Source organism: Streptomyces sp. NPDC001401 (genome assembly GCF_042895385.1).
Lineage (GTDB): Bacteria > Actinomycetota > Actinomycetes > Streptomycetales > Streptomycetaceae > Streptomyces.
Map to the genome: position 1 here is coordinate 57,598 of NZ_JBIAWI010000006.1, position 15,055 is coordinate 72,652.

Sequence of the window (15,055 nt, forward strand, 5' to 3'; positions counted from 1 at the left end):
GGCCGCTTCGGAACGGCACTCACCGGGCTGCCTCCGGAACCGCCGACGACGCGGGGTGCCAGCCCAACTCGGGTGCGATCAGGTGCCGTACGTCGTGCAGGATCTGCTCGTACTCCTCCCGGTGGAACTCGTAGGGCAGCTCAAGGCGCAGTTCGGACACCTCGGTGACCACCGGGTCGGCGGTCAGCTGCTCCAGGATCTGCTCGGCGGTTCCCACGACGTCCGGGGCGAACAGGGTGCGTTTTGGGCCCTGGGGCGCCAGGGTGCGTTCGTGGCGGCTCGCCGCGTAGGCGCGGTAGCGGGCGCGGGTGGCCGTGTCGGCGCTGTCGAGCGGCACGATCACCCGGCCCAGTGCCACGCGCGTCGGGCGGTCTCCCGGCAGGGCGCGCCGGTACTCGGAGAGCAGGTTCAGCTGGGCCGTGCCGAAGTCGTCCGTGCCCTCGCCGGTGACGATGTTGCCGGACAGCAGACCGAGGCCGTTCTCGCCGGCCCAGCGGACCGAGCGCAGGCTTCCGCCGCCGTACCAAATGCGTTGCGCCAGACCGGGATTGTGCGGTTGGAGGCGGGGGCGCTGGACGTTGCCCGGCGAGTGGATGACCGTGTCGGGGGTGCCGAGGTAGTCGCCGCGCAGGTTCTCCACGACCCGGGCGATCCTGCCGTACGACAGGTCGAAGCCGCGCCAGTCACCGTCGTGCACCACGTCGCCGAGCAGGTCGGCGTGCGGCATCCCGGTGCTGAAACCGATCTGGAGCCGGCCCCGGGACAGTACGTCGGCCAGCGCCAGGTCCTCGGCCAGGCGGAACGGGCTCTCGTAGCCGATGGGGATGACCGCGGTGCCGAGGTCGATCCGCCGGGTGCGCTGGCCGGCCGCGGCGAGGAACACGGCGGCCGAGCCGACGCCGTGTTCGAGGTGGCGCTGTCGGATCCAGGCGCCGTCGTAGCCGAGACCTTCGCCGTATTCGAAGAGCCCGAGGGTCTCCTCCAGGCCCGGGTAGGGGTCGTCGTCGGCGAAGTTGCCGGGCGTGAGGAAGGCCAGGGAAGTGATGACGGGAGTGCTCATGCTGGTCCTCGGCTCGTGGTGGTTTCCGCGACGGGGGAGGGCAGACCCCCGCCGGGGATCGCTGCGAGCAGTTCGCGGGTGTACTCGTGGCGGGGCTCGGAGAAGAGGTCCTCGGGCGGGCCCGTCTCGACGACGCGTCCAGACCGCATGACGGCGACCTGGTGCGCGATCTGGCGTACGACGGCCAGGTCGTGGGAGATGAACAGGTACGCCACGCCGGTGTCCGCCTGCAACTCGGCGAGCAGGTCCAGGACTTGGGCCTGGACGGAGACGTCGAGCGCGGAGACGGGTTCGTCGCACACCACCAGGTCGGGGGAGAGGGCGAGGGCGCGGGCAATGGCCACGCGCTGGCGCTGTCCGCCCGACAGTTCCGCCGGTCGGCGCTCCAGTGTGGAGGCGGGCAGCGCGACCCGGTCGAGCAGTTCGCGGGCGCGGCCGAGCCGGGAGGCGCGGTCGCCGACCTTGAACGCCCGCAGCGGCTCGGTGATCACCTCGCCGATGGAGAAGCGCGGGTCGAGGGAGGCGTACGGGTTCTGGTAGATGAGCTGGGCGCGGCGGCGCAGCTGCCTGACCCGGTCGCCTTTGGCGGTGGTGACGTCGGTGCCGTCGAACAGGACCTGTCCGGAGGTCGGGTCGGTGAGACGGAGGACGAGGCGGGCGGTGGTGGACTTGCCCGAGCCCGATTCGCCGACCAGGGCGAGGGTCTGCCCGCGGTGCACGGTGAGGCTGACGTCGTCGACCGCGCGCAGGGTGCGAGCCTCGCCTCCGGCGCGCGGCAGCCTGAACTCCTTGACCAGGTTGCGTACCTCGACCAAAGGCTCACTGGTCGGCGCGGCGGAGACCGGGGTGCGGGGGCGGGCCGTGGTCAGGCTCGGTGCGCTGGCCAACAGGCGGCGGGTGTACGGGTGTTGGGGGTCGGCCAGCACGGCGCAGGTCTCGCCCGCCTCGACCACCTTGCCCTGCTCCATGACCACCAGGCGCTGCGAGCGGTCGGCGGCCACTCCGAGGTCATGGGTCACGAGCAGGATCGCCGTGCCCAACTCCTCGGTGAGGTGCTGGAGATGGTCGAGGATGACGCGCTGCACGGTGACGTCGAGCGCACTGGTCGGCTCGTCGGCAATGATCAGCTTCGGTTTCGCGGCGATCGCCACGGCGATCAGGGCCCGTTGCCGCATGCCGCCGGACAGTTCGTGCGGGTACTGCCGGGCCCGGACGGCCGCGTCGGGCAGCCCGGCCCGGTCCAGCACGGCGATCGCCTCGGCGGCAGCCGTACGACGGGTTGCGAGACCGTGGATGCGCAGCACTTCGGCGACCTGCTCGCCGATCCGCTTGACCGGGTTGAGCGAGACCGTCGGATCCTGCGGGACCAGCCCGATCTGTGCGCCGCGCACGGTGCGCAGCTCCGCCTCCGACAGCGCGGCGAGGTCGTGCCGGCCGAAGCGGACCGTGCCCGCGTCGATGGTGCCGTTCGCCGCCAGCAGCCGGGTGACGGCGTGCGCGGTGGTGCTCTTGCCGGAGCCGGACTCGCCGACCACGGCAGTGACTTGCCCGGGCCTGACGTCGAGGTCCACGCCCCGCACCGCCGCTACCGTGCCGCCGCGAGTGCGGTACGACACGGACAGGCCGCGGATCTCCAGCAGTGGTGTGGTCACGTCCTCACCGTTCTCATGTTCATGGGTCGTCATCGCCGGGACCATTCGCCGTCCAGCGCCCGCGCGATGCGGTTGGTGGCCAGCACGGTCGCGGCGATCGCCAGACCGGGCAGCGCGGTCAACCACCAGGCGTTGGCGAGGTAGTTGCGGCCGTCGGAGATCAACGTCCCCCATTCCGGGGCGGGTGGCGGCGCGCCGTAGCCGAGGAAGCTCAGCGCGGACACGGCCAGGATCGAGGCGCCGAAGTCCAGTGTGGCCAGGACGATCACCGGCCCTGCGGCGTTGGGCAGGACGTGCCGTCCCAGCACCGAGTACCAGCGGGCTCCGCTGGCGCGGGACGCCTCGACGAACACCGCCTGCCGTACCCGCAGGACTTCGGCGCGCGCCACCCGGGCGAAGGAGGCGACGCTGGCGATGCCGACCGCGACCGCCACCTTCACCGTCCCGTACCCGAGCGCGGTGACGAGGGCCAGCGACAGGAACAGCGCGGGGATGGAGAGGAGGACGTCGACGAAGCGCATCAGCACGTCGTCCACCCAGCGGCCCACGAACCCGGCGACCACGCCGAGCAGACCGCCGACCACGAACGCGACCAGGACCGCGATCAGCGTGGCCTTGAGGGAGAGTTGGGCGCCGTGCACCACGCGGGAGAACACATCACGGCCCAGTTCGTCCGTGCCGAACCAGTGACTGCCGCTCGGACCACGGAAGTTCTGGGACGGCACACCCTTGAGCGGGTCCTGTGAGGTGAACAGGTCCGGCCAGAAGGAGGCCAGCACCACCAGCACGAGGACGACGGCCGACAACAGCAGACCGGGGCGGCGCAGCAGGAAGCGCAGCACCTGCCGTACGTTCGCACGACGGCCCGGTGCCGCGGGCGGTCCGGCCTCGACCGGGCGGGCGAGGCCGAGGGCGGCCTCCGCCTGGTCGTCGACAAGGCTCTGACTCATACGAAGCTCGCCCTCCTGTCCGAGGCCACCACGATCCGCGGGTCGAGGAGCGGATAGACGAGGTCGACGACCAGGTTCGTCACCACGAAGATCAGCGCCCCGAACGCCACCACCCCCTGGACCAGCGGGATGTCCTGGGCGGTGACCGCGGCGGCGGTCACCCGGCCAAGGCCGTCGCGGGAGAACACCGTCTCGACCACCACCGAACCGGCGATCAGCTGCCCGACCAGCAGGCCGACGACCGTCAGCGCGGGCAGCGACGCATTGCGCAGCGCGTGCCGCAGATGCACCCGCCACCGGCCGGCGCCCTTGGCGCGCGCGGTCTCCACATAAGCCTGGTCCAGTGCGGTGAGCAGGCTCTTGGCCAGCACCTGCGCGACCTGCGCGCCGGTCGGGATCGCCAGCGTCAGGGCCGGCAGCACCAGGCCCCGCAGCCCGTCGTTGCCGAACGCCGGGAACCAGTGCAGCCGGAACGAGAACGCCTCGACGAGCAACAGCCCCACCCAGAACGTCGGGACCGACACCCCCAGCGGGGGCAGCGACAGCAGCAGCTGCCGCAGCCACCGCTGCGAGGTGTACGTCGCCACCACCGCGAGAGCGCCGCCGAGCAGCACCGCCAACAGCAGTGCGGCACCAGTGAGTTGGAGTGTCTGCGGCAGCGCGTCGGCCAGCGTGGAGGTCACGGGGCGGCCCGTGGAGACCGCGTTGCCGAAGTCCCCACGTACCGCCCGGCCGAGATAGTCGGCGTACTGCACCAGCACCGGCTTGTCGAAGCCGTACTCGTGCCGCAGCGCGGCGAGCCGGGCCGGGTCGACGTCCCCCGAGTCCATCCCGGCACCGGCCATCGCGGAGACCGGGTCGCCGGGCAGGAAGTCCAGCACCAGGAACGACACCGTGTACGCCGCCCACAGCACGCCGACCGCCTGCGCCAGCCGTTTGATCACATAGCGGCGCATGCGCTAGCCGATCCAGGTGTCGTGCAGCTGGATGCGGCTGCCCGAGTCGAAGTCGAGGCTGTGCACCTTCTTCGACACGGCCAACTGGGTCTGGAGCTCCACCACCGGCACGTTGTACGCGTTCTGCACGATCAGCTTCTGCGCCTCGGCCACCAGCTGCGCGCGCTTCGCGGTGTCCGTGGTCGCGGCCTGCCCGGACAGCGCCGTATCCAGGGAACTGGCAGGCAGCCGGTAGAAGTTGGCCAGCTGGGAGGAGAAGGAGCTGCGCAGGATGTCCGGGTCGGAGCGGGTCACGTTGCCCCACACCACGTCGTAGTCACCGCGCTGGAGCGTGGTGGCGAACTCGCTGACCTGGCGCTGCCTGAGCACCACATCGATCCCGACGGCCTTCAGCTGCTGCTGGACCAGCTCCAGTGCGGGCTGGTTGGTGGCCGCGTTGGGGAACCAGGTGATGGTCAGGCTCAGCTTGTTGCCGCTCTTGGCGCGGATACCGCCGCTGCCCGCCTTCCAACCGGCCGCGTCCAGCAGGGACTTGGCCTTGGCCGCGTCGAAGGCGAGGTCCGAGGAGAGATCGGTGTAGTCGGGCGTGGTGTGCGCCAGGACGCTGGTCGCCGGCTGGGTGCCGGTCGGGAACACGGTGTCGGCGATCTGCTTCCGGTCGACGGCCGCCACGATCGCCTGGCGCACCTTCGCGTCCTTCAGCAGCGGCCGCGAGTTGTTGAGCCCGAGGCCGAACACCACGCCGGGGTTGGCCCGGCGCAGGAGGGTGACCTGACCACCCTTCAGTGCCGCCTCGTTGGCCTTGCCGACGCTGCTGATCGCGTCGACCTGCCCGGACTGGAGACTGCCGGCCCGCACTCCCGCCTCGGGCACGACCTTGAACACCAGCTTGTCCAGGTAGGCCTCGCCCTTCTTGGACCGCAGCGAGGAGCCCCAGGCGTAGCCGGTGCGCTTGGCCAGAGTGATCGACTGGTTCTGCACATACTGCTTCAGCACGAACGGCCCGGAACCGATCACGCCGTTGCTGCACTTCTGCTGCGGGGTCTTCTTCACGCTCGCCGACGACTCGATACCCAGCGAGTGGGTCGAAGTCGCTTGCAGGAACTGGGCGTTGGGCTGCTTGAAGACCACCTTGACGGTGAGCGGGTCGACCACGGTGGTGCTCTTGACCCCGCTCAGGAAGCCCTGCGCGAGGACGCCCAGGGGGCCGAGCTTCGGCACCGCGTCGAAGTTGTCCTTGACCACCTGCGCGGTCAGCTTCGAGCCGTCGCTGAAGGTGACGCCCGACCGCAGGTGGAAGGTGAACGTCGTTGCCTTGGCTTCGATGTCCCAGCTCTTGGCCAGCCACGGCACGATCTTGCCGGTCTTGGGGTCCTGGTCGGTCAGGGAGTCCACGGTCTGGCGCACCGAGTAGATGCTCTCGTTGCTGCCGACCTGCTGCGGGTCCACGCAGCCGGCGTCGGACCCCACCGCGAAGGTCAAAGTGCCGCCGGACTTCGGTTGGCCGCTTCCGCTGCCGGAGCCTTCGCCACTCGAACCGCAGGCGGTCAGCAGAACACTGGTGGTCAGAAGGGCGGCCAGGGATGCCCATCGAGAGGTGCGGAAAGACGGTCGGGACAGTCTGGAATCCGGAAGTGCTGTCACGGAGGGGTTTCTCCTACTCGTGTCACCAGGCACGGGGTGCCGTGCGAGGCACGGCCGTGCATGGGCGTGCGGCCCCGGCCGGATCGACACCGGGAACGGGGTGCGCTGTACAGACAGGGGGTCAGGGGGAGGACACCGCGAGAGGCGGCAACGGGAGAGGCGCGATGCAGCTGTGGCCGGTGACGGACGTCAGCCGGCGCCGACCGGGCTCGTCAGGCCTGACAGAAGCAGCTGGTCGAGCGCTTCAGATCGATGTGGCGTCGGCGCGAGAGCCGGGAGAACGCCGTGGCGTCGGCGAAGGAGGCGGGCAGGTCACCGCAGTGCCGCATGCCGGTCCCCCCATCTCCGGCCCCGGTTGCGGGGCCACGCGCTTGCGGGAGTCGTCGATGACCCCGCCGGGCTTTCACCTGGAGCACCCCACCGCGCGGGAGGGTTGCCGGTCAGCGAGCCAGGGCTTGACGCTGACACTCAATGCCGATCGCGATGCTACGGAGCGGTCTTGTCGTACGTCAATGCCGGAATCGGGGGGCCCTGTTCGAGAGAGCGGGGCCGTCTCACGTGCCGGGATGTGTGGCTGACACGGAGGGCGCCCTCGCCGCCCGCGCCGCCGATCTCCCGGTCCGTGGCGACCGGCCGCCCCCTACCCCTGACCACACACCTGCATCCGAGCCGTCCACCGGAGGAACTCCCCATGACGGACCGCCACACCGGCTGCCCGGTGTGCACCTCGCCCTGGAGGCCGACGGCGGCGCCCACCCCGCCGCCCAAGTGACCCCGACCGCACGGGCGGTGCGTGAGGCGGCCGTCTTCGCCGAGCACGCCGGCTTCGCCCTCGTCACCTTCGCCGGCGCGCCGCTCCCGGAACTCCAGAGCCGGGGTGTCCTCCGCACCGAGTACCGGGGCAGCACCCTGTGCGACCACCTGGATCTGCCACCGCTCGCCGCCACGCCGGTCGACTGAGCGAACGGGCTGTGCGCTCCCGCGGTCACAGCATCAGCTGTCGGCGTCGAGGGCACCTGGCTGCGGGTGCCCTCGACGCCGATCAGGCAGGGCTCACATCGTGGCGCCCGACATCGCGCGGCACATCTCGGCGGTGCGGCGACACGCCTCCGCGCAGCGCATCATCATCGGGTCGTCCGGCATGGACATACACGCCTCGGCGCACATGTCGCACGCCTTGGCGCACATCGCGCACATCTCGGCCGACATGGGTGAGCGGCGCATCATCATGTCCGCGCACATCCGGGTCATCTCGGAGCAGTCCATGACCGCGCGCATGATCTGCATCGAGGGCGCGCCGCCCATCTGCATGCAGGCGCTCATGGTCTCCTCGCACACGGCGTGGCAGGACATGCACGCCTCGACGCAGTCCTGCATCTCCTTGCTCATGGCGGTCATGGGGCCGGTCTGGGTCATGGCTCCTCCTGGGGGGTGAGGGGGCCCGGGGCGGGTCCCTTGCCCCTCGTTCTACTTCCTCTCGTGCCCGCTTGCCACGAGGCGGGCGGGAGCATTCCGTGCGTTTTTGCCCGAAGTGCCCGGACCCGGCGTGGACCGCGTCACAGGCTGGCCCAGGCGAGTGATCGACTCACCACTCGCGGTCGATCCCCCGGAGTGGGTGACATCGACTAGCACGGCCTCGACGTCTCGCTCGGCGCGATCGCAGGGCAGGCCGGGGTCGGCGCCGGCACCGTGTACCGGCACTTCCCCAGCAAGGAGATCCTGCTGGAGGCCGTACTCGTCCAGCAGGTCGACGACTTGGTGGACGCCGCACGATGGGCTGCCCGAACTGCCCCTGTGCCGGCGTTCTTCGGCTTCCTCCTCGAGGTCGTCGAGACGTCGTACGGGCGCAAGCACGCGTGTGACGCGCGGACGATGTCGCCGCGCTCACTGTCGGGTGCGGAACGATACGGGCCGCTCACCGCGACCGGACCGGCGGCACTCGCATGGTGCACCTGGCACTGGAGGGTCTGCGGAATTCCGCACCGGTCACGGAAGGGCGGGGTTGTCGTGACAGTCCCGGGACGCTGCACGCTGCACGCTGCACGCGGCGCCACGGTGTGAGGAGTGCGGGGCCCGGCTCGATGCCCGGGCCACCGGCGGCCGCGCGCGTTACTGCGGCGCGACCTGCCGACAGCGAGCACACCGCCGCCGCGTGGGAATGGCCACGGGCGTTGAGCAGCGCGTCGAGGCCGGTGCCGTCGCGGACGGCTAGGGCGCGTCGGGGGAGGCGACGCCGTCGTGGCCGCGGCTGCCCCGGCTGGACGTATGGCTGCGGATCACGAACATCATCACGCCCTCCGGGCTCGTCCACGGCCCGTGCTCCATCCCCGGGTGCCGGTACGCGTACATCCCCGCGGTGAACGTCTCGCCGAGGCGCAGGTCGGTGAGGGAGCCGTCGAGGATGTACACCTCCTCGAAGAAGTCGTGTCGGGCGGCGCCCTGCGGGCTGGTGTCCGTCCCGGGTTCGTACCGCTGGAGCACGGTGGCGTCTCCCGTCTCGGGATCCACGGCCAGCATCTGCTCCCACACGCCGGCGGGCGCGCCGGGCGGCCGCCGCCAGGGTGCCGGGGGACGGTGGAACTCGGATTCGGGTCTGCTCATCGGCAGTACCTTTTCACGGATCGGCCGGAGTGAGGGTTCACGGATCGGCCGGAGCGGGGGCCGCACGCAGGCGGAAGCCCACGCCCCGCTCCCTGGCGAGCAGGGACGCGGCGCACGGCTGCGCCGAGACGTTCCAGGTTTCCGCAATGTGATACCTGTCCGGAACCCATTGACCGAGGGCGCGGGCGTCTGCTCAACTCACGTTCCATGACCCCGCGCGTGGATTTGACTCGGCGGCGCCACATCGACCTGGCGCACGTCTCCAGCGCGTTCTGTTGTCGTTGAGGACCCTCCTCTCTCCGGTCCTCCTTCTTCTTCTTTCTTCTCTCCTCTCGTCCCCGATTCCGGGGCAGAGGTAGGTCCGCGCAGTCGGCTGCCGGTGCATTGACGCACCGGCGGCCGCAAGCTGCGCGTCCTTGACCTGAATCTGACATTCACAGTTCTCGGAGCTCCGCATGTCTCCGTCCATCCGTAAACTCACGAGCCGCATCGGCGCGGTCGTCGAGGGCGTCGACCTCACGGCGCCCCCCGACCCCGCGACGATCACGACGCTCCGTCAGGCCCTCAACGAGCACAAGGCGATCGTGTTCGACCAGGTCGACCTCGACAACGCAGGTCAGGAACGGGTCGCCGGATGGTTCGGCGAGCTGACGACCGCCCACCCGAACGTGCCGGCCGCCGACGGTACGACCAATGTGCTCGCCGTCGACAGCGAGACCTCGAAGGCGAACGAGTGGCACACGGACGTCACCTTCGTGCTCAACCCCCCGCAGCTGACGACCCTCCGGTCCATCGTGATCACGCCGTACGGCGGACAGACGCTCATCGCCAACGCCGCCGCTGCCTACCGCGACCTGCCCGACCCGCTGCGCGCCCTCGCCGACTCGCTGCGCGTCGTACACACCAACCAGTACGACTACGCCCGCTCCGCGGCCACTTCGGCACAGCGCGCGGAGTACGACCGGGTCTTCGTCTCGACGCCGTACGAGACCGAGCACCCCGTCGTCCGGGTGCACCCGCTGACCGGTGAACGCGGGCTGTTCATCGGCGGGTTCGCCAAGCGGATCGCCGGTCTGTCCAGCAGCGACTCGGCGGATCTGCTGCGGCTCCTGCAGTCGTATGTCACCCGGCCGGAGAACGTCCTCACCTGGACGTGGTCCCCGAACCAGCTGCTGATCTTCGACAACCGGATCACCCAGCACTACGCGGTGGACAACTACGACGACCACCCGCGCCGCCTCAACCGCGTGACCGTCGCGGGCGAGATACCGGTCGGTGTCGACGGCCGCCGCAGCGAGCAACTCGTGGGCGACGCCTCGCACTACAGCAGCGTGCTGGAAGTGGAGGTGGCGGCATGACCGAGGTCAGCCTCACGGGCCCGGCGGTAGTTCCGGCCGCCGAGCCGCCGAGTGCCCCGGGGCGCGAGGTCTTCCTGCCGCGTGACGCCCGTCGGCGGACGCCGCTGCACACCCTGCGCGAGCGGCTGCGCTGGCCGCTGGGCATCTACACGACCCCGGTCGTGATCCTCATCGCCTGGGAGCTCCTCGCCAGGGCCGGAGTCCTGAAGAAGACCTACGCCCCGGCGCCCACCTCCATCGTCAAGTCGGCCGTCGATCTGTGGCAACAGGGCGTTCTCGGACCGGACTTGGCCGTCTCGCTGCAGCGGGCCGGCATCGGTCTCGCGATCGGTCTCACGGTCGGCATCGTCAGCGGCGTCCTCGGCGGGCTGCTGCGCAGCGGCGAGTATCTCTTCAACGGCGTCGTGCAGATCCTCAACACCATCCCGCTGCTGGCCGTACTGCCGCTGATGATCGTGTGGTTCGGCATCGACGAGCTCACCAAGGTGCTGCTGATCTCGTTCGGTGCCGGTGTGCCGATGTACGTCAACCTGTTCGCCGCGATCCGCGGTGTCGACCAGCGGCTCATCGAGATGGCGCGGACCACGGGCGCGGGCAACTGGCGCCTGGTGACACGGGTGTTGGTGCCCGGAGCCCTGCCGGGATTCCTGGTGGGCCTGCGCTTCTCCCTCGCCTACAGCGTCCTCGGCCTCGTGGCTGCCGAGACGGTCAACGCCGACAAGGGTCTCGGCTTCCTGATCACCCAGGGACAGACCTACCTGCAGACCGGCCAGGTCTTCGTGGGGCTGGTGATCTACTCGCTCCTCGGTCTGCTCGCCGACCAGTTCGTCCGGGTTCTCGAGCGGGTGCTGCTGCGGTGGCGCCCCAGTTATGAGGCAGCATGACCACCACGATCGCCCCCCAGGACACGCGGCCCCGCCGGCAGGCCGGCGCCGTCGTCGAGCAGGTCGTCCGCCGCTTCGGCGACCGTGTCGTCCTCGACCACCTCGACCTCACCATCGGTGACGAGGAGCTGGTGGTCCTGCTGGGCCCTTCCGGTTGCGGCAAGAGCACCCTGCTGCGCCTGCTCGCCGGCCTCGACCGGCCCGACGGCGGGCGGGTGGAGGTCCCGGCCAAGCGCGCCATCGTGTTCCAGGCCGACCGGCTGCTGCCGTGGCAGCGGGTGCTGCGCAACGTCACCCTCGGCCTGCACGGACCGGACGCCGACCGGCGCGCCCTCGCCGTCCTCGCCGAGGTCGGACTCACGGGCCGCGAGAAGGCGTGGCCCAAGGAGCTCTCCGGCGGCGAGGCCCAGCGCGTGTCGCTGGCCCGGGCGCTGGTCTCCGAGCCCGAACTCGTCCTGCTCGACGAGCCGTTCGCGGCACTGGACGCCATCACCCGGCTGCGCATGCACGACCTCGTACGGGCCCTGCGCAGCAAGCACCACGCGGCCATGCTGCTCGTCACCCACGACGTCGACGAGGCCATCGCGCTGGCCGACCGGGTCGTCGTCATGAGCAACGGCCGCATCGGCACCTCCCACCTCGTCGAGCTGTCGGCCGCCGACCGCGAAGCGAGCGTCGCCCGCGAGGAGCTGCGCTCCTCGCTCCTCGAAGACCTGGGTCTGGCCAACCAGCACTGAAACCAGCCCGGTTACCTCCGCCACCCCCCGACTCGTCCCCGCCCCAGCACAGAAAGCACGTGAGAAACCATGCCCACAACACCCTCCCGTATCGTCGGCGCCCTCGGCCTGCTCGCCCTCGCGGGCACCCTCGCCGCCTGCGGAACGGAGTCGGAGGCGGCGGCCCCGCTGAGTCAGGCGAGCGGATCCAGTGCCGACAGCCACCCCGAGTGGAAGAAGTACACCTTCACCATCGGCGACAACGGCGGTGACGGCAGCCAGGAGCTCGCGAAGATCACCGGCGTGTTCGACAACGCCCCCTACAAGGTGAAGTTCGCCCGCTTCACCTACGGCCCGCCGCTCGTGCAGGCCGCCGCGTCCGGCGACATCGACCTCGGCAGCGTCGGCGACGTACCGCCGATCACGGGAGCGGCGAAGGAGTACGGCTTCAAGGTCGTCGCCGTCAACCGCTCGCTCACGCCCACCCAGTCCAGCGAGAACATCATCGTCCCCAAGGGCTCCACGCTGAAGACGCTCAAGGACCTCAAGGGCAAGAAGCTCGCCGTCCCGCAGGGCAGTTCGGCCCACGGCCTGGCCCTGAACGCGCTGAAGAGCGTCGGCCTCACCCCCAAGGACGTGAAGCTGGTCTTCCTCGACCCGGCGGCCGGCGCCACGGCCTTCAACACCGGCAAGGTGGACGCCTGGTCCATCTGGAACCCCCAGTCGGCGATCGCCGTCAAGAACGGTGCGCGGATCCTGGCCAAGGGCCTCCCGCCCATCGACCAGACCAGCAGCTACTACGTCGCCGGCGAGAAGTCGCTGAACGACAAGACCAAGCGGGCCGCCCTCACGGACGTACTCGAGCGCCTGGCCCACGAGTTCGCCTGGGCGATCAAGCACGAGGACAAGTACGCGGAGGCGATCTCCAAGGAGGAGGGCATCCCCCTGGCCGACGCCAAGACGTCCCTGAAGGCCTTCGAGACCCGCGTGACCCCGGTGGAGAAGTCGGACATCGCGGCCGAGCAGAAGCTCGCCGACGCCTTCCTGGAGGCGGGGCAGATCACCAAGAAGGTCGATGTCGCGTCGATCGCCGACAACCTCCTCCCGGCCGGGTACGACAGCTCGAAGCTGGACGTCCAGTCGTGAGCGGGGGAAGACGCCGGCTCCACCTCAACGCCTTCCTCATGGAGGCCGGCCATCACGAGGCGGCGTGGCGGCTCCCGCACAGCAACCCGCGGGCCGACTTCGACCTCCAACACTGGGTCAGGCTGGCCCAGTTGGCCGAGAGCGCCAAGTTCGACTCCCTGTTCCTGGCGGACGGCCCGGCGCTCATCGGCACCGGCGAGTTCCGCCCGCCGGGCCAGCTCGAGCCGCTCACGCTGCTGACCGCGCTGTCCCAGGCGACCAGCAGGATCGGCCTCATCGCCACCGTGTCGTCGACGTACAACGAGCCCTACAACCTGGCCCGCCGGCTCGCCTCGGTCGACCATGTCAGCGGCGGCCGCGCCGGCTGGAACATCGTCACCTCGGCGGGCGCCGACGAGGCGGCCAACTTCGGCCTCGTCAACCGCCCCGACCACGCCGAGCGGTACGCCCGGGCCGACGAGTTCCTGCACATCGCCAAGGCCCTCTGGGACAGCTGGGAGGCCGAGGCCCTGCTCGCGGACAAGGCCACGGGGCGCTACGCCGACCCGTCCCGGCTCCACCAACTCGACCACCGGGGCACGTACTTCAAGGTGGCCGGCCCTCTCAACGTCGAGCGTCCGCCGCAGGGTTACCCGCTGCTCGTGCAGGCCGGTTCCTCCGAGGACGGCAAGGACTTCGCGGCCCGGCACGCCGAGGCCATCTTCACCGCCCATCAGACGTACGAGCGGGCGGCCGCCTTCTACGCCGACATCAAGGCGCGGACCCGCGCGGCGGGACGTGACCCTGACGGCGTGATCGTGCTGCCGGGCATCGTGCCGTACATCGGGTCGACGGAGGAGGAGGCCCGGGCGCTGGCGAGGCAGTTCGACGAACTGCGCGTGCCGGAGTACGGGCTGCGCCAGTTGGCGGCGGTCTTCGAGACCGAGCCGTCCGTGTTCGAACTCGATGCGCCGCTGCCGGACTTCATCCTCGCCCGGCCCAAGCTGGAGGGCTCGCAGAGCCGCTCCGACCTGATCATCGAGCTGGCCGTCCGCGAGAAGCTGACGGTGCGCCAGATCATCTCGCGGCTCGGCGGCGGCCGCGGCCACTTCGAGTTCATCGGCACCCCGGAGCAGGTGGCGGACACCGTCATCAGCTGGTTCGAGGGCGGGGCGGCGGACGGCTTCAACATCATGGCTCCGGCCCTGCCGTCGGGCCTGGAGTCCTTCATCGAGCACGTTCTGCCGATCCTGCGCGGCAAGGGCCTGTTCCGGGAGGAGTACGAAGGCACGACCCTGCGCGAGCACTACGGGCTGCCGGTGCCGGCCAACCAGTTCCACCGGGCTCGGCCTCATGCGTCCGGCGACTGACATCGAGCCGCCGGCGCTGCGCGTCCAGGGGCTGAGCAAGACGCGCCCGCACTGCGGTCGGGCCCGAGTTCCCCGACTGATCCGGGAGGCCCGACGGCGCGAAGAGCCCGCGCAGGCGGGAGGCTGCGAAGGCCCTTCTTGTGTGCCGTCCTACCTGCCGTAACCGGCTGCGGTGATGTTGGCCTGCACCGCGTTCTCGGTGGCGTCCGACGGATGGCCGGAGGTCATGACACCTTCGTAGAAGGTGCCGGCGGATCCGTGGCTGTTGTCGCCGCCGATGCCGAGGATGATGGCTCCTTCCTTCTTCATCGGGTTGTAGCCGGAGACGTTGGGGCGCGCGCCGTTGTAGAAGGTGGACAGGGAGCCGGACTGGGCGTTGCCGCCGCGGATGGACCAGCGGCCCGGTCCGCCCTTGACGACCGCGGTGAGGTAACGGTGGCTGATCGACGGGTCGCCCGCGTTGTAACGGGCGTTGACGCCTGAGAACAGGCCGTTTTCGAGGTCGGCGCGAGTACCGCGGCGCCCACGGCCTGCCGCCCGGCCAGGACGCGGCACGGCTGCGCGCCCGCCTTGCCGCGGCGGGGCAGGTTCCGGTTCTGCTCGACGGGTCGGGCGCGAAGCCGTGACGGACGACGTTTGAGCCAACCGGGAGACGACGGAAAACGCTTGGACGCCGCGGGTGCGGGCGCGGGACACTCCCATCCCTGGCCTGCCCGTATGCGCGCGATGGCGTCGCCGC

General features: G+C 70.4%; 15 protein-coding genes, 1 pseudogene and 1 riboswitch. Of the genes and pseudogenes, 7 read left to right on the forward strand and 9 right to left on the reverse strand.

Going from position 1 to position 15,055, the window contains the following annotated elements:
* Positions 1–19: 19 nt before the first annotated feature.
* From ACFY10_RS21485 to ACFY10_RS21510, 6 genes are all read right to left on the reverse strand, one after another.
* Positions 20–1,060 carry an LLM class flavin-dependent oxidoreductase gene (locus tag ACFY10_RS21485; RefSeq protein ID WP_390666768.1) on the reverse strand — a complete coding sequence of 347 codons (1,041 nt, stop codon included), beginning with the start codon at positions 1,058–1,060 and terminating at the stop codon, positions 20–22.
* A complete protein-coding gene (locus tag ACFY10_RS21490) occupies positions 1,057–2,757 on the reverse strand; it encodes a dipeptide ABC transporter ATP-binding protein (protein ID WP_390666769.1) in 1,701 nt (566 codons plus the stop codon). The genes ACFY10_RS21485 and ACFY10_RS21490 overlap by 4 nt, the downstream gene beginning before the upstream one ends.
* Positions 2,742–3,662 (reverse strand): ABC transporter permease, encoded by a 921-nt coding sequence (locus tag ACFY10_RS21495; protein ID WP_390666770.1) that lies wholly within the window; start codon positions 3,660–3,662, stop codon positions 2,742–2,744. The genes ACFY10_RS21490 and ACFY10_RS21495 overlap by 16 nt, the downstream gene beginning before the upstream one ends.
* Positions 3,659–4,618 (reverse strand): ABC transporter permease, encoded by a 960-nt coding sequence (locus ACFY10_RS21500; protein ID WP_390666771.1) that lies wholly within the window; start codon positions 4,616–4,618, stop codon positions 3,659–3,661. Before ACFY10_RS21500 ends, ACFY10_RS21495 begins: the two co-directional genes overlap by 4 nt.
* Before the next feature lie 3 nt (positions 4,619–4,621).
* On the reverse strand, positions 4,622–6,238 hold the full coding sequence (locus ACFY10_RS21505) for an ABC transporter substrate-binding protein (protein ID WP_390667099.1): 1,617 nt from the start codon (positions 6,236–6,238) through the stop codon (positions 4,622–4,624).
* Positions 6,239–6,474: 236 nt separating this feature from the next.
* Complete coding sequence (locus ACFY10_RS21510) at positions 6,475–6,591, reverse strand: putative leader peptide (RefSeq protein ID WP_390666772.1); 117 nt, start codon at positions 6,589–6,591, stop codon at positions 6,475–6,477.
* A gap of 33 nt (positions 6,592–6,624) precedes the next feature.
* Positions 6,625–6,738, reverse strand: a riboswitch (SAM riboswitch).
* A 94-nt stretch (positions 6,739–6,832) separates the two neighbouring features.
* Between ACFY10_RS21510 and ACFY10_RS21515 the strand changes: the two genes are divergently transcribed.
* Complete coding sequence (locus ACFY10_RS21515; protein ID WP_390666773.1) at positions 6,833–7,222, forward strand: hypothetical protein; 390 nt, start codon at positions 6,833–6,835, stop codon at positions 7,220–7,222.
* 93 nt (positions 7,223–7,315) lie between these two features.
* Here the strand turns inward: ACFY10_RS21515 and ACFY10_RS21520 are convergent, their stop codons facing one another.
* Positions 7,316–7,678: a four-helix bundle copper-binding protein gene (locus ACFY10_RS21520; protein ID WP_390666774.1), complete on the reverse strand. Its 363-nt coding sequence runs from the start codon at positions 7,676–7,678 to the stop codon at positions 7,316–7,318.
* Positions 7,679–7,951: 273 nt separating this feature from the next.
* Here ACFY10_RS21520 and ACFY10_RS21525 point away from each other — a divergent pair, with 273 nt between their 5' ends.
* Positions 7,952–8,323, forward strand: a complete 372-nt coding sequence (locus ACFY10_RS21525) for a hypothetical protein (protein WP_390666775.1) — start codon at positions 7,952–7,954, stop codon at positions 8,321–8,323.
* Between the two features lie 147 nt (positions 8,324–8,470).
* Here the strand turns inward: ACFY10_RS21525 and ACFY10_RS21530 are convergent, their stop codons facing one another.
* Positions 8,471–8,863 carry a cupin domain-containing protein gene (locus ACFY10_RS21530; RefSeq protein ID WP_390666776.1) on the reverse strand — a complete coding sequence of 131 codons (393 nt, stop codon included), beginning with the start codon at positions 8,861–8,863 and terminating at the stop codon, positions 8,471–8,473.
* Between the two features lie 455 nt (positions 8,864–9,318).
* Here ACFY10_RS21530 and ACFY10_RS21535 point away from each other — a divergent pair, with 455 nt between their 5' ends.
* From ACFY10_RS21535 to ACFY10_RS21555, 5 genes are all read left to right on the forward strand, one after another.
* On the forward strand, positions 9,319–10,221 hold the full coding sequence (locus tag ACFY10_RS21535; RefSeq protein WP_390666777.1) for a TauD/TfdA dioxygenase family protein: 903 nt from the start codon (positions 9,319–9,321) through the stop codon (positions 10,219–10,221).
* Complete coding sequence (locus tag ACFY10_RS21540) at positions 10,218–11,105, forward strand: ABC transporter permease (RefSeq protein ID WP_390666778.1); 888 nt, start codon at positions 10,218–10,220, stop codon at positions 11,103–11,105. Before ACFY10_RS21535 ends, ACFY10_RS21540 begins: the two co-directional genes overlap by 4 nt.
* A complete protein-coding gene (locus tag ACFY10_RS21545) occupies positions 11,102–11,842 on the forward strand; it encodes an ABC transporter ATP-binding protein (protein ID WP_390666779.1) in 741 nt (246 codons plus the stop codon). Before ACFY10_RS21540 ends, ACFY10_RS21545 begins: the two co-directional genes overlap by 4 nt.
* A gap of 69 nt (positions 11,843–11,911) precedes the next feature.
* On the forward strand, positions 11,912–12,967 hold the full coding sequence (locus ACFY10_RS21550) for an aliphatic sulfonate ABC transporter substrate-binding protein (protein WP_390666780.1): 1,056 nt from the start codon (positions 11,912–11,914) through the stop codon (positions 12,965–12,967).
* Between the two features lie 38 nt (positions 12,968–13,005).
* Positions 13,006–14,316, forward strand: a complete 1,311-nt coding sequence (locus tag ACFY10_RS21555; protein ID WP_390667100.1) for an LLM class flavin-dependent oxidoreductase — start codon at positions 13,006–13,008, stop codon at positions 14,314–14,316.
* 159 nt (positions 14,317–14,475) lie between these two features.
* Here ACFY10_RS21555 and ACFY10_RS21560 read toward each other — a convergent pair.
* Positions 14,476–14,823 (reverse strand): annotated as a pseudogene (locus tag ACFY10_RS21560) (arabinofuranosidase catalytic domain-containing protein); the annotation flags it as partial.
* Positions 14,824–15,055 lie beyond the last annotated feature (232 nt).